The organism is Acinetobacter sp. CFCC 10889 (genome assembly GCF_003268395.1).
Lineage (GTDB): Bacteria > Pseudomonadota > Gammaproteobacteria > Pseudomonadales > Moraxellaceae > Acinetobacter.
In genome coordinates this window covers 48,421-70,512 of sequence record NZ_LQXQ01000014.1, presented here as the reverse complement: position 1 = coordinate 70,512, position 22,092 = coordinate 48,421, and the positions used below count along the sequence as shown (strand labels likewise).

21 protein-coding genes are annotated in these 22,092 nt (G+C 39.2%); 8 read left to right on the top strand and 13 right to left on the bottom strand.

Annotated features, from left to right (window positions below; translation table 11 throughout):
* The first annotated feature begins 128 nt into the window (after positions 1-128).
* The gene (thrC, locus tag AVJ19_RS07160; protein ID WP_111859073.1) at positions 129-1,268 is read left to right on the top strand and encodes a threonine synthase; all 1,140 of its coding nucleotides are present in this window, start codon (positions 129-131) and stop codon (positions 1,266-1,268) included.
* A 278-nt stretch (positions 1,269-1,546) separates the two neighbouring features.
* Here the strand turns inward: thrC and AVJ19_RS07155 are convergent, their stop codons facing one another.
* The gene (locus AVJ19_RS07155; RefSeq protein ID WP_111859072.1) at positions 1,547-2,317 is read right to left on the bottom strand and encodes a hypothetical protein; all 771 of its coding nucleotides are present in this window, start codon (positions 2,315-2,317) and stop codon (positions 1,547-1,549) included.
* A gap of 72 nt (positions 2,318-2,389) precedes the next feature.
* Positions 2,390-3,454 carry a serine hydrolase gene (locus AVJ19_RS07150; protein ID WP_111859071.1) on the bottom strand — a complete coding sequence of 355 codons (1,065 nt, stop codon included), beginning with the start codon at positions 3,452-3,454 and terminating at the stop codon, positions 2,390-2,392.
* A 232-nt stretch (positions 3,455-3,686) separates the two neighbouring features.
* Here AVJ19_RS07150 and AVJ19_RS07145 point away from each other — a divergent pair, with 232 nt between their 5' ends.
* The 3 genes from AVJ19_RS07145 to AVJ19_RS07135 are packed head-to-tail and all read left to right on the top strand — an operon-like array spanning position 3,687 to position 7,345.
* Positions 3,687-4,322 (top strand): response regulator, encoded by a 636-nt coding sequence (locus AVJ19_RS07145; protein ID WP_111859070.1) that lies wholly within the window; start codon positions 3,687-3,689, stop codon positions 4,320-4,322.
* 21 nt (positions 4,323-4,343) lie between these two features.
* Positions 4,344-5,918: a sensor histidine kinase gene (locus tag AVJ19_RS07140; protein ID WP_111859091.1), complete on the top strand. Its 1,575-nt coding sequence runs from the start codon at positions 4,344-4,346 to the stop codon at positions 5,916-5,918.
* 17 nt (positions 5,919-5,935) lie between these two features.
* Entirely contained in the window at positions 5,936-7,345 is a 1,410-nt protein-coding gene (locus tag AVJ19_RS07135) for a sigma-54-dependent transcriptional regulator (protein ID WP_111859069.1), read from the top strand.
* A 14-nt stretch (positions 7,346-7,359) separates the two neighbouring features.
* Here AVJ19_RS07135 and AVJ19_RS07130 read toward each other — a convergent pair whose 3' ends face one another.
* The 4 genes from AVJ19_RS07130 to lptF all read right to left on the bottom strand — a co-directional run bounded on the left by AVJ19_RS07130 (position 7,360) and on the right by lptF (position 12,397).
* Positions 7,360-8,535 carry a S41 family peptidase gene (locus tag AVJ19_RS07130; protein ID WP_111859068.1) on the bottom strand — a complete coding sequence of 392 codons (1,176 nt, stop codon included), beginning with the start codon at positions 8,533-8,535 and terminating at the stop codon, positions 7,360-7,362.
* 19 nt (positions 8,536-8,554) lie between these two features.
* Complete coding sequence (gene gpmI, locus AVJ19_RS07125) at positions 8,555-10,102, bottom strand: 2,3-bisphosphoglycerate-independent phosphoglycerate mutase (RefSeq protein WP_111859067.1); 1,548 nt, start codon at positions 10,100-10,102, stop codon at positions 8,555-8,557.
* A gap of 124 nt (positions 10,103-10,226) precedes the next feature.
* On the bottom strand, positions 10,227-11,297 hold the full coding sequence (lptG, locus tag AVJ19_RS07120; RefSeq protein ID WP_111859066.1) for an LPS export ABC transporter permease LptG: 1,071 nt from the start codon (positions 11,295-11,297) through the stop codon (positions 10,227-10,229).
* Positions 11,297-12,397 (bottom strand): LPS export ABC transporter permease LptF, encoded by a 1,101-nt coding sequence (gene lptF, locus AVJ19_RS07115; RefSeq protein WP_111859065.1) that lies wholly within the window; start codon positions 12,395-12,397, stop codon positions 11,297-11,299. The genes lptG and lptF overlap by 1 nt, the downstream gene beginning before the upstream one ends.
* Positions 12,398-12,544: 147 nt before the next feature.
* Here lptF and AVJ19_RS07110 point away from each other — a divergent pair, with 147 nt between their 5' ends.
* The 4 genes from AVJ19_RS07110 to AVJ19_RS07095 all read left to right on the top strand — a co-directional run bounded on the left by AVJ19_RS07110 (position 12,545) and on the right by AVJ19_RS07095 (position 15,412).
* Positions 12,545-13,999 (top strand): leucyl aminopeptidase, encoded by a 1,455-nt coding sequence (locus AVJ19_RS07110; RefSeq protein ID WP_111859064.1) that lies wholly within the window; start codon positions 12,545-12,547, stop codon positions 13,997-13,999.
* The gene (locus AVJ19_RS07105) at positions 13,992-14,399 is read left to right on the top strand and encodes a DNA polymerase III subunit chi (protein ID WP_111859063.1); all 408 of its coding nucleotides are present in this window, start codon (positions 13,992-13,994) and stop codon (positions 14,397-14,399) included. Before AVJ19_RS07110 ends, AVJ19_RS07105 begins: the two co-directional genes overlap by 8 nt.
* Before the next feature lie 33 nt (positions 14,400-14,432).
* The gene (locus AVJ19_RS07100; RefSeq protein ID WP_111859062.1) at positions 14,433-15,056 is read left to right on the top strand and encodes a hypothetical protein; all 624 of its coding nucleotides are present in this window, start codon (positions 14,433-14,435) and stop codon (positions 15,054-15,056) included.
* Positions 15,057-15,193: 137 nt separating this feature from the next.
* Complete coding sequence (locus AVJ19_RS07095) at positions 15,194-15,412, top strand: hypothetical protein (RefSeq protein WP_111859061.1); 219 nt, start codon at positions 15,194-15,196, stop codon at positions 15,410-15,412.
* Positions 15,413-15,495: 83 nt separating this feature from the next.
* Here the strand turns inward: AVJ19_RS07095 and AVJ19_RS07090 are convergent, their stop codons facing one another.
* The 7 genes from AVJ19_RS07090 to glnK all read right to left on the bottom strand — a co-directional run bounded on the left by AVJ19_RS07090 (position 15,496) and on the right by glnK (position 21,889).
* Complete coding sequence (locus AVJ19_RS07090; RefSeq protein ID WP_111859060.1) at positions 15,496-16,041, bottom strand: VTT domain-containing protein; 546 nt, start codon at positions 16,039-16,041, stop codon at positions 15,496-15,498.
* A gap of 104 nt (positions 16,042-16,145) precedes the next feature.
* The gene (locus AVJ19_RS07085) at positions 16,146-16,805 is read right to left on the bottom strand and encodes a riboflavin synthase (protein ID WP_111859059.1); all 660 of its coding nucleotides are present in this window, start codon (positions 16,803-16,805) and stop codon (positions 16,146-16,148) included.
* A 252-nt stretch (positions 16,806-17,057) separates the two neighbouring features.
* Positions 17,058-18,362, bottom strand: a complete 1,305-nt coding sequence (locus AVJ19_RS07080; protein WP_111859058.1) for a DNA adenine methylase — start codon at positions 18,360-18,362, stop codon at positions 17,058-17,060.
* Positions 18,359-19,456, bottom strand: coding sequence for a bifunctional diaminohydroxyphosphoribosylaminopyrimidine deaminase/5-amino-6-(5-phosphoribosylamino)uracil reductase RibD (gene ribD / locus AVJ19_RS07075; RefSeq protein ID WP_111859090.1), 1,098 nt, complete (start codon positions 19,454-19,456; stop codon positions 18,359-18,361). The genes AVJ19_RS07080 and ribD overlap by 4 nt, the downstream gene beginning before the upstream one ends.
* Before the next feature lie 21 nt (positions 19,457-19,477).
* Entirely contained in the window at positions 19,478-19,948 is a 471-nt protein-coding gene (nrdR, locus tag AVJ19_RS07070) for a transcriptional regulator NrdR (RefSeq protein ID WP_111859057.1), read from the bottom strand.
* Between the two features lie 153 nt (positions 19,949-20,101).
* Positions 20,102-21,490 carry an ammonium transporter gene (locus AVJ19_RS07065; protein WP_111859056.1) on the bottom strand — a complete coding sequence of 463 codons (1,389 nt, stop codon included), beginning with the start codon at positions 21,488-21,490 and terminating at the stop codon, positions 20,102-20,104.
* Between the two features lie 60 nt (positions 21,491-21,550).
* Complete coding sequence (gene glnK, locus AVJ19_RS07060; protein ID WP_005094485.1) at positions 21,551-21,889, bottom strand: P-II family nitrogen regulator; 339 nt, start codon at positions 21,887-21,889, stop codon at positions 21,551-21,553.
* Between the last annotated feature and the right edge of the window lie 203 nt (positions 21,890-22,092).

Below are 22,092 nucleotides of genomic sequence, written 5' to 3'. Positions count from 1 at the left end.
TTAAATTTTCCTAAAGCTCCTCTTTTCTTTAAGAGGAGTCATTACGCAAGCAAACTCATTGAAAATGCGTAGCTTAGGTCAATTAACAAATATCTCTATTTGCTCTACATAACACTTGGAACACCCTCATGTCTAATGCAAATCGCTATACAGGACTTGTTGATCGCTATCGTGACCGCTTACCAGTATCTCAAACTACACGTGCTATCTCGTTAAATGAAGGGAATACCCCACTCATTAAACTGGACAATATTCCACGTTTGATCGGTAAAAATGTTGAAATCTATGTGAAGTATGAGGGCTTAAACCCGACTGGTTCATTTAAAGACCGTGGTATGACCATGGCTGTAACCAAAGCTGTAGAAGAAGGTTCTAAAGCCATCATCTGTGCATCTACAGGAAATACTTCTGCGGCTGCGGCTGCTTATGCTGCACGTGCAGGCATCAAAGCGTTTGTTTTAATCCCTGAAGGCAAAATTGCTATGGGTAAAATGGCACAGTCAATGATGTACGGCGCTGTGACTTTACAAATTCACGGTAACTTTGATGATGGTATGCGTCTTGTGAAAGAAGTTGCTGATCAAGCACCTGTAACGATTGTAAACTCAATCAATCCTTACCGTTTACAAGGTCAAAAAACCATTGCTTACGAAATCGTAGATGCTTTGGGTCGTGCACCTGATTATCACTGCTTGCCAGTCGGTAATGCAGGTAACATCACTGCACATTGGATGGGTTATACCGAAGCTTTAACTGAAAATTTCAGCTTTGAAAAAGACCAAGTGATTTATGATGCAGAAGCTGATGCTTTCACGGGTCAAACACCAGCAGGTCGCCCAATCATGGTCGGTTACCAAGCATCTGGTGCAGCACCATTCCTACGCGGTGGTCCTGTAGAAAACCCTGAAACTGTTGCGACTGCAATCCGTATCGGTAATCCACAGAGCTTTAACCATGCGAAAGCGGTTGTTCGTGATTCAAACGGTTGGTTTGATGAATTGACAGATGCTGAAATCTTAGAAGCACAGCGTATGCTTTCAATGTATGAAGGCGTGTTTGTTGAACCTGCTTCTGCTGCATCTATCGGTGGTGCGATCCGTGATATTAAAGCAGGTAAAATTGCTGAAGGTTCTGTGATCGTATGTACTGTAACAGGGAATGGCTTGAAAGACCCTGATACTGCAATCAAACAATGTGCTGATGCAGTGATGTTGTCAATTGATGCTGAACTTAATCAAGTTCGTGATTCTATTCTTTCAAATATGTAAAATTTGAATGGATGTAAAAAACCTGCCAAGTGCATAATGCCAGTCAGTCAAGGATTTTTGAATCCTCCCCTTGCGGAACATGTTCCCCACCTTTTCCAAAGGAGGGGGCTTTTCATTACTAAAAACCATTTTAGTTACAAGAAGTTCCCCTCTTTTTCAAAGATGAGTAGCTAGGCTACGCAAGAGGGGAGATTTTAGGAATTTTTCAAATAATTTTGCTTAACTGATCAGCATTATACCAAGTGCAGGTTTTTTATTTACAACCATAAAAAGAAACGTTATTCGTAATTATCATAACTATATTGTACAGCTAACTCTTTTTCAATTCTTTGGATTTCTTCAAGCTCTATCTCCCTAATCTCAAATAAAGGCTGTTTTAATAAAGGATTAACCGCATATAATCCCTCTTCTTCCCAGCCTTGCATAATAATTAAAGTTTGAGTTTTCTGATTATATTTCAACCCAGATTGGGCATTGATCATTGCTTGCAAAAGTACAGGCTGATCAGATAACTCTTCAAAAGAACCCTTAAGCTGAATATCACCATAATCGTAATCTGCAAAAATTGTTCTTACATTACTTTTTAATTGCTCAGGCTGGTCTGCATAAACTAGACTTGCAAAAAACTCATCATGTTCTTCCACCCATTTCTGCTGTTTGACTGACCAAAGTGCATAAAATTTAACTTCATTTTCAAATTTAACCAATTGAAATTTATGCATATTTGCAATTTGAATAAATTCCAAAGTATCCTCATCACTCAAGCTTTCAGGCAATGAATCACGAGAAACCTCACCCTCTTGATAAATATGTTTACCACAACGTGAAAAGACAAAATCATCCAATTTTTTTAATAGTGCCTCATCTGCATCAAACAATGCCTCAACCTCATATAATGCAAAATCACGTGCCCCATTAATTTCAAGTTGCTTATAGATCATTTCCGCTTGTTCTTTATGATCAAAAATACCTGCAATCCGATTGCCTGAAGCATAAAAAACTTCATCGTTATAACCAAAATATTTTTCTCTAATCACATAAGTCATCATCTTATTTCCCTGATTTTTATTTATGAAGATAAAAAACCCTTCACAATGGAAGGGTCATTTTACAACTTATTTTTAAATACGTTTTGGTAAATTACTCACCCAATTTAATAAATTCGTTGCATCATTGGTACGAGATTGTGATGTGCTTGCACCCAATAGCACTACAACAGCAGGACGATTATTTACAGTCGTGTGCATTACGACACAACGTCCTGCTTCATTAATATAACCTGTTTTTGAAATATTAATATTCCAACCACCATTACGCACCATCGCATTGGTATTGTTCGATTTTAATACACGATAGCCAAGATTGAAGTCATAATGTGCTGTGGTCGAGAACTGACGAATTAAACCATACTGTGATGCAGAACTCACCAACACACCCAAATCACGTGCAGAAGACACATTACGTGGGTCTAAACCTGTAGACTCGGTAAAATGCGTTGAGTGCATACCCAATTGACGAGCTTTAGCATTCATTGCGGCAATAAAAGCAGGGCGACCACCCGGATAAGTTCGTGCTAAAGCAGCAGCAGCAGGATTTTCAGACTTCATCAATGCCACCAAAAGCATTTCAGCACGATTCATCGTATCGCCAACTTTTAAAGTTGAGCTTGAGTTTTTACCCCCCGCACCTGCAAAATCAATAGATTGCAACATGATGTCTTCAGACATATTTAAATGTGCATCTGCTGTCACAACCGCTGTCATTAACTTAGTAATAGAGGCAATTGGCAAAGCTGTATTGGTATTTTTACTATAGAGCACTTCACCTGTATTGGCATCCATCACCAATGCAGCACGTGCACTGACTGATGGTTGGTTTAAATATCGGTTAGTATCTGAAATTTGAACAGATTGTTGTGTAGGTACTGCTGTGGTTGTATTGTATGATTTTGTGGTTGGTGGTGCTGACAAATAAGTCACTGAACCTGGTGGAGATGGCTCATCCCCATCATCACCAATGGAATCCCCATTAAGCAACTGACTTGCATCATCAGTTGACCAACTCATCGAAGCACGCTGTGTCCCCCCCGAAGAATTCATCACAAGATCTGCGAAACTTGCTGAACTCAAACTGAGTAGCACTGCGGCAGACAGGGCATGCATTAACGTTTTTTTTGACTTTTTCACGGTAACTTACTCATTTCAGGGAGGCTTTTTGCGCTATTGCTTATTACCTCAATTATGGCTTACATTTACACCGAAACATGACTAATATTGAAGAAACAAATTAGCTAGGTCATTGTGCATAAATATTGAAGAAAGATTATGAGTAGCATTGCTAATTTTGTTATGACATTGCAAGTACTTTTTGCTTTGTGTAACAAAAAAGTTGCTTTTTTGAAAATATAAGGAGGTCTTAGTGATCACGGTTTTAGTGGTAGACGACCATGAATTAGTGCGTACAGGCATTTGTCGTATGCTTGAAGATCAAGCCGATATTCAAGTGATTGGTCAGGCTGAATCAGGCGAAGAAGCCATTGCCATCGTCAGACAGCAACATCCCAATGTGGTTTTATTAGATGTAAATATGCCCGGTATTGGCGGTGTTGAAACAACTCGTCGTTTATTACAAACAGCACCCGATACCAAAGTTCTTGCAGTAAGTGGCTTAGCCGAAGAACCCTATCCTTCTTTATTATTAAAAGCTGGCGCACGTGGTTATATCACCAAAGGAGCACCTATTTCTGAAATGGTTCGTGCCATCAATAAAGTCATGCAAGGCGGTAAATACTTTAGTGCAGATATTGCAGAACAACTCGCTAGTTCTTATTTATCTGACAATCAAAGCTCACCTTTCGATGCTTTATCTGAACGTGAAATGCAAGTCGCTATGATGGTGGTCAACTGTATCAGTGCACAAGAAATTTCAGACAAACTTTTTGTCAGTGTCAAAACGGTTAATACTTATCGCTATCGTATTTTTGAGAAATTAGGCATTGATAGCGATGTAAAACTAACTCATTTAGCCATACGCTATGGTCTAATCAAACCCTAGAATGCTATGCCAATGAATACGATGTGGCCTGCGGCGGCAAGCTCCTTACAACAAACCATTTACCGTCTAGGCACATTATATTCAGTTTATCGACTGAGTTTAGCACTGTGTTTAATTGTCATTTTTATTTTTACCGCTGAACGCCACGCTCTCACTTTTTTACATAGCACATTATATTTTGACAGCTTAATTATTTTTAGCTTTGTTAGCTTTATACAATTACTCTCACTGAAATTTTTTACTAGATTTGTTTCAGAACAGCTTTTTGCTATTTTTCTCGCTGATATTTTATTTCTAAGCACGCTCACATTTGCACTTGGTGGTCCTAGTCTTTCGATTAGTCTGTTATTCGTGATCATGGTTTTTTCAGCAAACTTTTTATTGAAAAAAAATGAAGCCTTGATCGTAACCTTAATTTCCATCATTGCTGTGATTTATCAACAATTTGTTGGTACATTTTTTGATGTTTCTAATCTCAACAATATCAGTAACAGTGCACTTTTAGCTTTTTTATTTTTTCTTGTCTATGGACTCGGACAAGTCTCGATCCAACGCTTTAGAGTGTTAGAAACCATTAACTCTTTACAGTCTTTAGAGTTATTAAAATTACAAAATATTAACCGTTATATCTTAGAACAAATTGAACTTGGCTATTTGGTTTTGGATGAGAATTATCGTATTGTGGTCTGCAATCCTGCTGCATGTTCTTTGTTAGGAATTGCCCCGCTATATGCTTATGCACATGAACAATATTCTCTGATTAAATTTCAAAAAGAATTATTTGATTTACTACAAGAAAAGCCTTTGGAAGAAGGACAACGCTTTCAGTTTCAATCAAATCAAAGCCATTATACTGTTGATATTCGGGTACAAAAATTAATTGTGCCACATCAAGCGTTAACACTACTGACCTTAGAAGACTCTCAAAAAATTAATCAAAAAGTGCAACAATTAAAACTGGCTTCTTTAGGACAACTGTCCGCCAGTATCGCTCATGAAATTCGTAATCCTTTAGCAGCCATTGCCCAAGCCAATGAGTTAGCTTTAGATGCAGATGCTGAACAACGCCTAATGCTGAATCAAATGATTGATCGCCAAAGCCAGCGTATTAATCAAATTATTCAACAAACCTTAGACATGGCAAAAAATAGAAAAACCATCATGTCGGATATTGTCTTAGAACATTTTTTTAAAGACTTATTTAAAAATGATTTAGCAGATATTCAAAATCAAATTGCACTACATTTATTAAAACCACTCATTGTGCAATTTGACGAATCTCAACTACGACAAGTTTTAATCAATTTAATTCGTAATGCGATCCGTCATAATGCTGAAGATGCGCATTTTATTCAAGTTATGGTACATGCAGATGCTCAACATCTGTATATTGATGTGATAGACTTCGGTGAAGGGATTGCGAGACAAAATCTTGCACAACTGTTTCAACCCTTTTTTACTACGGAAATCAATGGAACAGGATTGGGCTTATATTTATCACAAAGTATTTGTGAAGCAAATCAAGCCAAGTTGATGTATATAGAGCAAAAACAAAAAGGGGCATGTTTTCGAATAGAGTGCCCATTGAAAACTTAATTTAGGTTATTGGGGATATGACCACACGACAACCATTAGTTCTACTTGTGGATGATGAACATGATTTATGCTTACTCATGCAAATGACTTTGTCACGCATGGGCATTAAAACCCATATCGCACATCATCTACAACAAGCCAAATTGTTCTTTAGTGAACACAACTACAATGCCTGCATTACTGATTTAAACCTACCTGATGGTAGTGGTTTAGATTTGGTCAAACATGTCACACAGCATTATCCCAAAGTACCTATTGCGGTACTGACAGCCTATGGCAATATGGAAATTGCGATTGCTTCACTCAAAGCTGGTGCTTTTGATTTCGTCAATAAACCGATCAATCAGCAGCATTTACACCAACTTCTGACCAAAGCCTTACATGTACCTTTAATCGATTTTAGTGAAGAAAATCTGCAACTTGAACATCAGCTTCTGGTCGGTGAATCAAAACCTATGCTGAAACTCAAGGAAACCATCAAAAAAGTTGCACGTTCACAAGCACCCGTTTTTATTTCAGGTGAATCTGGTACAGGCAAAGAAGTGGTTGCCAATCTAATTCATAAGTTAAGTAACCGTAGTGACAGCCCTTTTGTGGTGATTAACTGTGGTGCGATTTCTGAAGACCAGATCGAAAGAGAGCTGTTTGGTTATGTCAGCAACAGTTTTGCAGGAGCAACCCAAGACAAACTTGGGCTAATTCAGTCTGCTAATGGCGGATGCCTATTTTTAGATGAGATTGCGGAACTGTCCTTAAACACACAAAGCAAACTATTACGTGCGTTACAAGAAAAAAAGATTCGCCCACTTGGCAGTGAACAAGAAATTGATGTAGATTTTCGTATCATCAGTGCGACTCATCAAAACCTTGAAGAACGGGTACAACAAGGCAAATTTAGACAAGATTTATTCTTTCGCATTCATGTCATGGATTTACATTTACCCCCCTTACGTGAGCGTGGCAAAGATATTCTCATTTTGGCAGAACATTTTATAAAAAATATTTGTTTAGAGTGGGATATTGCGAGTAAAGAACTGTCTGAGGATGCTCAACGCTTTTTACAAGCACAGCCCTATTCTGGTAATGTCCGTGAATTACGCAATATGATCGAACGTGCCATTACTTTATGTGATACTCATCTGATCTGTATTGAACATTTACAATATTCACAAAAACGTAATTTTCATGTTGAAAAATCAGAGCCTTCTTTAAGTTCTGAAACTTTAACGACATCGCAAGAGGCTTCAGGAAAAATACCCTCTGAGGGCTTAGAACAGTTCTTAGAAAAAGTGGAAAAAGAAGTATTACTCAATGCCTTAAACCAGACGCATTGGAATAGAACCTTAGCCGCAAAAAAACTCGGTATGACTTTTCGCTCTTTACGTTACCGTTTGAAAAAGTTTGGCTTAGACAGTGATGATGACTGACACTTTACCCAAGATTAATCACGATGTTTGAGTAAAAGTTCAGATACATTATTTAAATAGTTATCTTCTTTCATTTCCAAGCTCCAAGGATACTCTTGATTTGGTGTGATCCCTAATCCATCAATCATCGTATCTTTGGGTGTGTAATAGTGTGATACTGTCATTTGTAGTGCCGCACCATTAGGCAATGGAAATAACTTTTGTACTACCCCTTTGCCATAACTTTTTTCCCCCATCACCCATGCACGTTGATGGTCTTTCATGGCAGCAGTAAAGACTTCCGCTGCAGAAGCAGAACGATTATTAATCAAAATTCCCATTTTAAGATTTGAAAATTCATTGCTTGGTAGTGCTTGAAACTGTTGGTTGCCTTCTGAACGACTTTTAGTTGAGACAATTGTACCTTGATTTAAAAATAAATCAGCCGTTTCAACAGCAGCGGAAAGTAATCCACCAGGATTATTCCGTAGGTCAATCAGCACCGCTTTGATCCGTGCTGCACTATATTCCTCTAACAATCGCTTAATTTCATTTGCAGTATCTTGTTGAAATACTTTTACTTTTAAAACTAAAACCTGATTGTGTAATAAAGCAGGTTCAATATCGGCTATTTCTAATTTTTTATTGCGCACTAAAGAAATTGCAGGGCTTTTTGCTCCCAATTGAAGTTGAAAACTTGAGCCAATCGAACCATGTAACAAATCATCGACTTGCTCTGCATTTAAATTCTTTAATTCTTGATTATCAATTTTAAAAACACTGTCACCATTTTTTAACCCTTGTTTGGCAACATCTGAGTTTTCCTTTAAATCAGAAATTTGCCATTGATGGCTATGGCTATCCAAAATTAATTTAAAATCAACGGTTGCTAAATCTGCTTCGGTATATTGAATCAGTTGCTTATAGTCATCAGGGCTTAAATAACGTGAATAACGGTCTAATCCACTCACCAAACCTTTAATGGCTTGTAAAAATAAAGCATCATCAGGCTTTTCTTGCACATAATTGCCTTTGACAATGCCATAAATTTGTACAAATTGTTCAATGGACTCGATCGGTACTTCAGCACTGCTCTGCTCCATTTCTTCATCAAAATCAAGGACTGCAGAGTTTTCTGCAGCCCACAGTGACAGGCTTGTACTTGCAAGTAAAGCGCTTAAAATAACACGATATTTCCAAGTTTGAGCCATGCACTTGCCTTCTTTAATGTTATGGATTGAGCGTAATCAAGTTACGTCCTTGCATTTCTTTCGGTGCAGGGATATTCATAAGATGAAGTAATGTCGGTGCAACATCTGCCAACACACCACCTTCTGCAATCGTTGCTGATGTTGGACCTACATAAATAAATGGCACAAGTTCAGTGGTATGTTGAGTATGGACCTGACCACTGACATAGTCTTGCATTTGTTCTACATTACCATGATCCGCTGTAATCAACATATGCCCGTGTTTTGCCATCACTGCTTCATACAAACGCCCAAGGCTCACATCCACTGCTTCAACTGCTTTCACTGCTGCATCAAATACGCCCGTATGCCCAACCATATCACCATTGGCATAGTTCACCACAAGTAAATCATATTCACCTGAATTCACCGCAGCAACCAATTGATCAGTCACTTCAGGCGCACTCATTTCAGGTTGTAAATCATAAGTTGCGACTTTCGGTGATGGAATTAAAATACGTTTTTCACCTGGATATTCATCTTCACGACCACCACTGAAGAAGAAGGTTACATGTGCATATTTTTCAGTTTCAGCAATACGTAATTGGGTTTTGCCCAGTGATGATAAATATTCACCAATTGAGTTTTTAAGCTCTTCAGGCATATAAGCTACAGGTGCATCAATGGTTGCTTGATAACGCGTTAACATCACAAATTTAGACAGATTTGGCACAACTTTACGCTCAAAATTGGCAAAGTCTTTTTCTACAAATGCTTTGGTAATTTCACGGGCACGGTCTGCACGGAAATTCATAAATACAATGCTATCACCATCCGCAACTTTGGCAATCTCACCAATACGGGTTGCTTTGACAAACTCATCATTTTCATTGGCTGCATAGGCTTGTTCTAAGCCTTCAACCGCAGAATTCACCACACGAACCGCTTCACCTTCGGTCATCAAATGATAGGCTTGTTCAACACGATCCCAACGGTTGTCACGATCCATGGCAAAGTAACGACCAATCATGGTCGCAATACGACCTTGATTTGGATATTGAGCAAATAAAGCATCCAGCTTTTCTAAAGAAGGCTGTGCGCTACGTGGTGGCGTATCACGACCATCAAGGAAAGCATGTAAATACACTTTTGCACCACGTTTAAGTGCAAGCTCACACATCGCAACAATATGATCTTCATGAGAATGTACGCCACCTTGTGACAATAAACCCATGATATGCACTGCACCATTGGCAGCTTTGGCTTTTTCTACAGCATCAACTAAAACTTCATGTTCAAAAAAAGCACCATCACGAATATCTTTGGTGATGCGGGTAAAATCTTGATACAACACACGACCAGCACCGAGGTTCATGTGACCCACTTCTGAGTTACCCATTTGCCCATCAGGCAAACCCACATCTTCACCAGAGCCTGAAATTAAACTATGCGGATGCTGGTCTTGCATCATGGTTAGATTTGGCGTTTTTGCTGCTAAAAACGCATTATCCTCGACCGCTTCACGATGACCCACACCGTCCATGATCACTAGAACGTGAGGGATTTTGCCAGCAGTTGCATCCGTCATAACTTACACTCTTTTCTGTTTACAAATTAATCGTCATATCTTACCTTTTTTTTAGATAAGACTCTATGTGAAGCTGATGGTATTCATTTATAAGCACCATCAGTATTTTAAATGAGAACTATTATTATCTTGCTCGATGTAATAAATAGCTACCTACACCAAACATCAATACAATTGGCACGAATACAAACCACGCAGGCGATGGTGAATACACCAAACTCGCATAGCCTAAAAAGTCTTGGATATAATAAAAACCAAGCCCCACAAATAAAGCAATCACTAAACGAAAGCCCATCGACTGTTGACGCAATGGTCCAAAAATAAAGGAACAAGCAATTAACACTAATGCTAATAGAGCAAATGGCGAACCAACATTTTGCCAAAATGCCAATAAATAAGTTTTCGGCACTTGGCTGTATTGATCCATATAGCGCATAAAACTGATTAACTGACTAGGTGCTAAATCTTCAGGGTCAATCGTGACCATATGCACATATTTCGGTTGCAATGCCAAAGCTAGATTTTGCTGACTATCATGATCTACTGTCGCACGTCCATCTGCTTGCAAATTTACTTGTGTGGCTTGAGTCAGGCTCCATTGTCCATTTTTGACAAAATTACCTTGCTCAGCATTTAATACTGATTCCATACGATAATCTTGATCAAAATCGACCACTTGCACTTGCTTTAAATTCCCTTTGGAGTTGGCATAGTCAATATAAATAAAACGCTGCCCTTCTCTTGACCAATAACCTTTGACTTCACCTAAAGCTGCCACGCTTTTTTTACTTTTAATACTTTTGGCTTGTTCATTGGTATAAGGTACAACAAATTGACTAAGCACAAAAGACAGTACCACCAACAACATCGCAGAACGCATCACCCAACCAACAATACGCCATAAACTAATACCTGACGCACGCATGATGATCAGTTCACTGTTCGATGCCAATGTGCCTAAGCCTAAAACAGCACCAATCAAAGCAGAAATAGGTAAAATTTCATATAAATACTTTGGCGCACCCCACAACACATATTGCAACGCATTCCAAGCGGTATAACCTTCTTTTAAGTCACCTAATTCACCCAAATAAGTGAATAAAACTTGTAAAACAGACAATACTGCTGTTGCACCCAACATCGCAAGTGCTGTTGTATTGACCACATGCTTGGCGACAATTTTACGTGCTAACATTATGATTTCACTCGCTGAATTTGTTTCTTAATTTTCGGTGCTAATTTTTGTTTACGGGAAAATAGCGCAGCAGCAATCGCATAGAAAAGTAACACCGCAGGATATGCCCATATACCTACTTCATCTTTACTGATACGGGTTTTGATCGCCATTAATGCCACAATCAAACTGGCAAAAATTAAAAGTGCTGGAAAAAGTTTTAAATAACGCCCTTGACGTGGACTTACTTCTGACAATGCTGTTGCCAACATCACTGCAACAATCATGCTAAATGGCACAAATATTCGCCAACCTAACTCACTACTGATGACAGGATCATCTGTATTTTTAAGCAATTTGGAAAATGGCAAAGCTTCTACATCACTGCTTTCAAACTTGGCTTCTTTATCATTTTCCAAACGTAAACGATAAGACTGAAACTCTGCTTGGGTATATTCAGGTTTACCTGGATGAATTTCATAACGGCGACCTTGTAACAGATCCACAACATTGGCTGTATCATCAGCAACTTCAACACGGGTCGCTTCTTTTGCCAAAATCATCACATCAGGTTTACCCGCCTTTTCTGCTCGTTGATAAAAGAAAATGTCTTTTAAATTCTTACGGTCATCTGACAAAGAACCTGCATAAATCGTATAAGGTCCTGAGGAAATAAACTCTTTGGGGCGTACCAAATCAAAACCCGTTCGCACTGCTTGTGTCGATACTAATTTTTCATACTCACGAATACCCCAAGGTGACATCCAAATCATCAACACACTTTGCACCGCCAAATACACCACCGTAAGTGGAATCAGCAAACGTGCAAGTTGGATTTTACTCACCCCACTCCCATTCAACACCGCCATTTCATGATCCACATACAGGCGACCAAAGACCAACATTAAGCCAATAAAAAAGCCAAGTGGCAAAATTAAAGTCAAAAACTCAGGTAAGCGATAGCCAATAATGCTAAATAAAATGGTGGCATCTAAGCGCCCTTGAGCTGCGACACCAAAATACTTGATCAAACGTCCACCCATCATAATGAGTGTGAGCAGTGCAACAACAACCAAAGATGTTGAAACAACTTGTTTGACGAGATAACGTCTTATAATCAAGGGAATCTTCCAAAGTGAGTTGGGGGAATATCAAGTTATGTATTTTACCCGAATGTTAAAAATATAAAACCACATTGAAATTCTATCATTGGTAGTGTTTCAATGGTTTAATGTTTTCAAACGTCTCTAAAGGCATATAGATCGCATATGAAATTAAGCTTAAAAACATCATCTTCAAGCAGTGCAAACAGCCAAGCCCTGTTCATTTTGGCAAGCACTGATAACTTAGCAGCTATAAAATCTAATTATCAAATCAATAATTTAGACAATTTAATCGCAGCAAGCCAATTTAAGTCTGGTGTAGCAGAAACTTTATCTTTACTTGGGCAAGTGGCGCAAAATACGCATAGCACTTTGGTTGGAATCGATAAAGCGGCTGAATTAAAAGCAGCAAAATTAGCAAAAATCGCACAAATCATTATCAAAGCGTCACAAAAAAAATTCAAACAAATCAGTATTGATATTTCTGCTTTGCCTGCTGAATTACATTATCTCTTTGCTTTGAACTTGACTCAAGCTGCTTATGGTTATGATGAATTCAAAAGTAAAAAGAATGAATTTACTTTGGCAGACGTTGAATTAGTAACGACAACCACTTCTTTAGATGCAGCACAAATTAGCTTGATCGAAGCAGTACAACAAGGTCAAAACTTTGCTCGTGACTTAGGTAACTGCCCTGCAAATATCTGTTTCCCTGAATATTTAGCAGAACAAGCTCGTGCTTTAGCTGCTGAATTTCCTGATGTTCTAAAAGTCACAGTTCTTGAAGAACAACAATTGGCTGATTTGGGCATGCATTCATTCCTTGCAGTCAGCAAAGGTTCAGAACGCCCGGGACGTGTGATTACCCTTGAATATAAAGCTAATCCTGATCAAGCGCCTGTGGTTTTAGTGGGTAAAGGCATTACTTTTGATACAGGTGGTATTTCCCTTAAGCCAGGTGTGGGTATGGATGAGATGAAGTACGATATGTGTGGTGCTGCTTCAGTACTGGGAACATTACGTGCTTTATGTGAAGCGAATTTACCTATTCATGTGGTTGGTACAATCGCTGCTGCTGAAAATATGCCATCAGGTCATGCAACTCGTCCGGGGGATATTGTCACCACAATGAGTGGTCAAACGGTTGAAATTTTAAATACTGATGCAGAAGGTCGTTTGGTCTTATGTGACACGCTGACTTATGTAAAACGCTTTAATCCTGCTGTGGTGATCGACATTGCAACTTTAACAGGTGCATGTGTGGTTGCACTCGGTAAAGTACTCAGTGGTTTATTCACTCCAGATGATGAACTTGCACAAGAAATCAATGTTGCAGGTGAAGAAAGCTTTGACCGTGTATGGCGCTTACCTGTGATTGATGACTATCAAGACATGTTGGACTCAAACTTTGCAGACATCGGTAATATCAGTGGTGCAGGTCCGCAAGCAGGTGCAATTCTAGCTGCTTGTTTCTTACAACGTTTCACTCGTGAATACCGTTGGGCACATCTGGATGTGGCAGGCACTGCATGGTTATCAGGTGCAGCCAAAGGTTCTACAGGTCGCCCTGTGCCTTTATTGATGCAATTCATTGCCAATCGTGCCAAAGCCAATGGCTAAAATTAGCTTTTATCTATTTGAAAAAAGCCCAGAACGACAGGTGCAAAGCACTTGTCGTCTCTGCCGTAAAATTTCAAAGCAACATAGCAAAATTTGGATTCATTGTCCTGATGTAGAGATACAACAGCAACTTGATGATTTACTGTGGGAATTTGATCCAAGTAGTTTCCTTGCCCATGGCATTGAGCAAGATACTGCACCTATCTGCATTTCTGCACATTTGCCAAGTTCATCTGAGTGGATTGTGTTTAATTTTAACAATCAAGCACTTGAACCAGCAGCACAATTTAGTCACATTATTGAAATTGTTGAAAATGATGAGTCAGCCAAACAACTCGGTCGTGAAAAATATAAAGCATACCGACGTTTAGGCTTTGCGCCTCAAACATTTAAACTCTAAAAGTATTTTCAAATCACAACAAGGAGATGCGTGGTGGCATTGAATGTAGGTCAAGATTTTAAAAAGCGTTGGCTCGATACGCCTGAGGCTGTTCGTCAAACCTATTTAGATGATCTCAATCGCATTTGTGATTTGTTGACACCTGAGTCCAACATCCAAACATGGATGGACAATGACAAGCGTGCCATGCAAGTCGCACAGCTTAAAGTTGAACAAGCCTATGCAGATCTCAAAGCACAGCTGATCGAAGAAGCCCGTATCCGTAAACAATTGGCTTTAGAAAAGTCTTTGGCAGAAAAACGCGCCATACAACAACAGTATAATCAACAGCTTTTAGATGATGAAATCCGTCAGTTTCAACAACAAACTGTTTCTCTTGCAGCCATTCAAGAAGATATTCAAACTGAAATTTCACAATATACCGAACGCTATACCGAAAATCCCAAAACACCTGCAACTGATTATGCCAATAATCATTTTAAAGTCGCTGATCATCAGATCATGTCTGAACTCGAAAGTGTGCGCCTACGCTTAGAACTTGAAGCTGAAACCTTTATTGAACAAGCAGTTGCTGACTTTAAAGCTAAACTCAAAGCAGCATCAGATGAAGAAATTGCTTATATTTTGAAAAATTCACACTTTTCTAAAGCAGAATAATAGCGAAGCTTAGCATTTATTTTGATTTACTTTGTCATTAAACTGACACACAAATGTCACACCATAGTCATGTTTTAATCTCTTAATGATAAAAATAGTTTTTGAGTTACTCAAAACTACATGACTAGGAAAATAAAATGGACATGTTAAGCCAAATCTCGAACCAAATTGCCATCCTCAATTCTGGTGAGAAATGGACTGTTTCTGTACAAGATTTATTGATTAGCCGAGCAGATTTTCATTGTATTTCTGCATTTTTAGTCCGTGAATCTGAAAAAGGCATTTTTTCTATCGAGCAAGATGCACCCAAAAACCCTTGGTTTCAAAAAACTGAACTCACCATCACCAAACATTAATTTTTATCAAAAACTCGACTGATCAAGTTCAAACAATATTGGACTTGGTTTTTTATACAGATCTTTTAACTGATACAATCCTATTAGAATAAATCTACTGTGTACGAGATTAAATTTCCTGTTCCATAACCAATCCCCAGTAATACCCCAATCCAAATAAATCCACCTAAGACATTATAAAACATAAAATTATTCATTTTCATATGCCCTGCACCTGCGGCAAATGGTGCAAATGAACGTACAAAGGGAATAAAGCGTGCCATCATGATGGTCTTACCGCCATGTTTTAGAAAATAAGCATTGGTCTTTTCAATATATTCTGGTTTGAAAATTTTAGGATGCTGTTTAAAGAATCGAAATCCGAGAGCTCGCCCTGTATAATAATTTACGATATAGCCTAAAATCGAAGCAATAATCAGCAAAATACCCATATAGCTTAGATGCACCGCCTCAGCAGTGGAGCACAATGCACCAATGGCGATCAGCAAACTATCTCCTGGTAAAAAGAACATAAACACTGAGCCTGTTTCTGCAAAAATAATCAGAAACAAAATGGCATAAATCCACAATCCATACTGATCAAGCAATACAGGCAATAATTGTTCTATATGCATTAAGAAGTCAATCAATAGAAAACTCTCTGCTAGTAATGTACAAACATACTCATTTTAACGACTGAGCAAAAAATCAAAACAGCCTAAAATAGGCTGTAAAATGTGAGTGTAAGCGAAAATTATTTCAAAAAGCCATTTTGTGCTAAAAATTCCATACTGAGCTTCGACTCAGTTTTCACTTCAGCGGCTTTATCACCCAATAGTAAACGTTCAATATAACGTGCTAAAACATCTACTTCCAAGTTGACTTTTGTACCGACTTTCCATGTGCCAATATTAGTACGTTCTGCGGTATGTGGGATGAGATTTAAACTAAGTATATTGCCACGTAAATGATTAATGGTAAGACTAATACCATCAACTGTGATTGAGCCTTTTTCTGCGAGATATTTTGCAATTTCAGCAGGTGCTGTCACTTCAAAATACAATGAACGTGCATCACTTCGCACCACCGTAATTTCGCCAACAACATCAACATGTCCACTGACAATATGCCCACCAAAACGTGTGGTTGGCAACATGGCTTTTTCAACATTGACCGCTTGACCCACTTTCCAATCTGCCAAAGTTGAACGATTCAAGCTCTCACGAGACACATCCGCCGCATACCAATTTTCTCCCCAATCAATCACGGTTAAGCAAATTCCATTGGTTGCAATTGAATCACCCAAATGTACATCAGACATATCTAAGTCAGTATGAATACGTAAACGCACATCACCACCTACGCTTTGTAAACTTTCTACTTTACCTAAACTTTCAATAATGCCTGTAAACATAATTCACCTTTGTTTTTGGGTTGCAATGCTATTCTATGCAAGAATGTTATGTAATTCGATCTTTTCTTTGCAACTATTCTTGCTGAGCATTGATTTAAAACATGAATAAATGAATATCACTGCAAAGATCAGAACAATTGGATTTGATATTATTAATATTAAATGTCATTGAATGGCTTAAATTAATTTTACACATCCAATATTTTCCAATACAAAAAAAGATGCTGTTTTCAAGCATCTTTTTATTTCACCTTACCACAAATCCAATTGGGTACAGACACCAGAAGTATCCACCCCGCCCAATTCAGCAAAATGATAAAGCTGACCAAGCAACTGTCGCAGTGGCGGTCCAGATTTGGCATGTGTATCGGTAATCACAATGAATTCTAAAACACGAGCACGTTCAGACTGACGTTGTTTACTGACGCGATAACGTGGTACATCTTGTGTCAATAATGAAACTTTACCTCGTTTTAAATTGGCTTCGAGCAAGTCTTTAACTTCGATATTACCATCGGTTGAATAACTGGTTAAGATATAACGCGCATTAATGGTGGACAATAATTTCTCATACGCTTCTTGCGCATGTTTAGAAGAATTATATGGACTAGGACGCTCTTTACGCCATGCACGGTCAATTCCGCTCTTAAAGCCTTTGGTATCAGGTGTTGGAATATCAACTTGATCCCACAAAGTTAAAGAATTTAAAACATGATAATTACTGCTATAAGCATGTTGGTTATAAGGTGGATCAAGATACGCAACATCGACCTCAAAACCACTCATTTGATTGGCTAAATGTTGTGCATCAACACACCACATTTCAGCCATAGGTGTACTTTGTTTGGCATCCGCACCAATTTCACAGAAACGGCTTGGCATGAGCCAAATTAAAGATTCAATCCGCTCTAAGGCAGACTGAGTACGCCCACCCCAACCATGATGGAAACTTTTAAATACACCACTGGTATTACTCACAAAGCTTGCTGAATAGAGTAATGGTGCAAGCAAAGCACTCATTTCGACATCATCAATCGCACCCTGCGCTTGCCATGTGGCAATTTGCTGACGAATCGCATCTATACGCATACCATTACGGCGTTTAAAGAATAAACGGTCACGGCTAGGATCATAAATTTCATCATTTCGTGGGCACAGATTATGCGTCACCCAACCTTTCACCTCAGGCAAACGATTTAAATAATCAATAGCTTTTTGATAACCGCCCAATTCCTTAAATGCAGGTGCATCAGTACATGCCAAGAGTGCATGATTCAATGCATGACTATAAGGCTCCCAGTCATTGGCAATCACACGATAGCCATTTTGCCGTGCTAAACGTGACACCACGCCACTGCCTGCAAAAAAGTCAGCAAAGATCGGGGCACGTTTACCTTTATGGTTTAATGTTCCCGTCTGTTCCAGTGCTTCTAAAATCAGATGTAACAATCGGCGCTTATTGCCCAGATAAGGCACAAGCTGATTGAAAAGATATTCATCTGTCGTACGGGCGGCGTGACGACGTTTGTGATATACCGAAGAAGTCTCTGAATTCATACTGACTCTTGCAAAGGAATTAATCTTAAGCGGATGTCTTGCCCCAATTGGGTCACATCCTCAAGTTTAAAGCGAAGTTGTTGCGCCATTTGTTCAAAATTGGCATTGAACATGGCACGTGCGGATTGACCTAAAAATGTCGGTGCAACATAGCTGATGATTTCATCGACCAAATTTTCTTGTAGAAAAGCTGTAGATAAGGTTGCACCTGCTTCAATCATCACATCATAAATTTGGAAATCTTTCAGGGTTTTAAGCAAATCTGATAGCGATTGTATTTCTAATTGTGCCACACCCAATTGTGCAAGCTCTTGACGAAATGGTCCCATCACCATCACAGTTTTAGGCTGCTTAAGTATTTGAGCATCTAGAGGCAAGCGCCCTTGACGATCTAAAATTACCCGTTGCGGTTGTACAATATTATCCATATTCACATCAACTAACTGGCGTACATTGAGTTGTGGATCATCAGCTAAAATGGTTTCAATGCCTGTGATCATCGCTCCTGAAATGGCACGCCAATGTTGTACATCTTGACGAGCCTCGCTACCCGTAATCCATTTCGACTCACCCGATGCCATTGCGGTACGACCATCTAAGCTTGAAGCAATTTTTAAACGCACATATGGCATGCCTGTAGACATAGCTTTTAAAAAGCCCTTATTTTGTACTTCGGCTTCTGCTGTACATACGCCTGTCACGACTTCAATACCAGCTTCTTGTAAGATTTTTAGACCTTTACCAGCAACTAAAGGATTTGGATCTGCACATGCAACAACAACACGAGCAATGCCTGCCTCAACTAAGCCCTTTGCACATGGTGGTGTACGACCATAATGTGCACATGGCTCTAAAGTCACATAGGCTGTTGCACCTTGTGCCAACTCACCTGCTTCACGCATCGCAACAACTTCTGCATGTGAACCACCCACTGGTGCGGTAGCCCCACGCCCAATGATCATGTCATTTTTTACAATCACACACCCTACAGCAGGATTGGGACGAGTACGGTAAATTGCTTTTTCAGCCTCAGCAATGGCTTGACGCATCCAATGTTGATGCTGTGCATATTGCTCAGAAGAGGTAAGGCTCATAATTTTCTCAGACATTCAGCATCAATCTTGCTTTTCTTGATCACGGTGTTGCATCAGTTCAATCTGACGACGAAAGGCTTCTACATCTTGGAAATCTTGATAGACCGAAGCAAAACGTACATAAGCGACATGATCCAGTGCAAATAAAGACTGCATGACAATTTCCCCAATCATCCGTGAACGTACATCACGCTCACCCAAACGGCGAATTTTCAGTTGAATATCGCTAAGAACCGTTTCAATTTGTTCTTGGGTCACAGGACGTTTTTGTAGCGCATGCATCAATGAACGGCGTAATTTAGACTCATCAAAAGGTTCACTTTTACCATCCGATTTATTCACCCGTGGCATGACGACTTCGTAGGTTTCAAAAGTTGTAAAACGTTCTGCACATTTAATACATTCACGACGTCTACGAATTTGACAACCTTCGGCTGCCAAACGTGAGTCAATCACTTTACTGTCTGCGGCGTTGCAAAATGGACAATGCATAATGGTTTTACTGAACACATTTGTAAGAATTGCTTTAGTGTATCAAAAAAATGGATTGTTGTTGAGCTTTACGCAATATATAGAAAAAAAACAGCCCAATTGGGCTGTTTTACACAATATATAGTACTGCTTTGGATAGGATTTTATTTTATCTTATTCGATACGTTCGCCGTGTTGACTTAAATCAAGCCCCATACGCTCATCATCTGTACCTACACGGATACCAATGATCAAGTCAATCACTTTTAAGATCACAAAAGTCATTACCGCAGAATAAGCAATCGTTGCAAGTACACCTTCAACTTGTACCCAAAGTTGATGCATCATATCAGTCGGTACTTTGTCACCCATGATAAATTCACTTGCAAATACAGCCGTTAAGATCGCACCCACGATACCGCCGATTCCATGTAAACCAAAAGCATCCAAAGAATCATCCGCTTTTAATAAACGTTTTAGACCTGAAATGCCCCAGAAACACACCACACCACCGATTAAGCCCATGATCAATGCGCCACCAACAGTCACAAAACCTGCTGCGGGAGTAATCACCACCAAACCTGCAACTGCACCTGATGCTGCACCCAATACTGATGCTTTACCACGAACCACTTTTTCAACCAATAGCCAAGCGAGTGCGGCTGCCGCTGCTGCAACTTGTGTAGTCACCAAAGCATACGCTGCTGAGCCATTTGCCCCTAAAGCAGAACCGCCATTAAAACCAAACCAACCGATCCAGATCAAGCTTGCACCGAGTACAGTTAAAGTTAAGTTATGTGGTGCCATTGATTCTTTACCCAGCCCGATACGCTTACCGAGTAAATATGCAGTCACTAAGCCTGCAACACCAGAGTTGATATGAACAACTGTTCCACCTGCAAAATCAAGCGCACCATCATTCATTAACCAACCACCACCCCACACCCAGTGTGCAATTGGTGCATATACAACAACAACCCAGATGGTAATAAATGCAATATAAGCACTAAATTTCATACGTTCAGCGATAGAACCGCTAATAATCGCCACCGTAATAATGGCAAAAGTCATTTGGAAAATAACAAAAAGAATTTCTGGAATAGAGCCGCTGAGTGCATCCGTTGTGATGCCTGAAAGCATAGCTTTATCTAAATTACCAATAAAAGCATTTCCCCCGCTAAATGCTAGGGTATAACCGACCACCACCCAAACAATACTGACGATTGCAGCAGCAAGTAAACTATGTGCCATGGTACTGAGGACATTTTTCTTACGAACCATACCACCGTAGAATAAAGCTAAGCCTGGAATGGTCATAAGCAAAACTAAAGCCGTCGATACCAAAATCCAAGCGGTATCACCTGTATTTAAAGTCGGTTCTGCTTCCACCGCAGGTGCTTCGACAGGTGCAACACTTTCTGTTGCTGATAGAGATGTTGGAGCAGCAGCACTTGATTCAGCGACTACTGTAGTGGTGGGTTCAGTTACGTTTTCTTCAGCCCACGCAACTGATCCACCAAGGAGTGCGCCAGACAGGCTGAGCGCAAGTAGCATTTTTTTCATTCGTATCCCCCAACCAAGTTTTTTCTGAGTTATGTGTTACTCAGCAAACTTCATGCCAAATTAAACAGCATCCGCACCAGTTTCACCTGTACGAATACGAATGACTTGTTCTAAATTAGTGACAAAAATTTTCCCATCACCAATTTTTCCAGTGCTTGCAACACGTGTGATTGATTCGATGACTGAATCCACCATGTCATCACTGATTGCAATTTCAATTTTTACTTTTGGTAAAAAATCAACGACATACTCAGCGCCACGATAAAGTTCAGTATGACCTTTTTGACGACCAAAACCTTTCACTTCAGTGACGGTAATTCCTTGAACGCCAATTTCTGACAATGCTTCACGGACATCATCTAGTTTGAATGGTTTTACAATTGCTGTTACGAGTTTCATGTTGTTTTCCTTCGGCTTTTCTCACCAGTAAGGTTTTATGTTCAATTTTCATGCCAAAATTACTTAACGGTTGGGGAGTGTTAAGTTATTTTGTAAGAAATCGCCTTGTACCTTATTTTATACATTTTCTTGTAGTTTTCACTTTAAAAATTTTATATTTGTGATTGATTTTTTGTATTTTATTATTAATTCAACCGATGCTC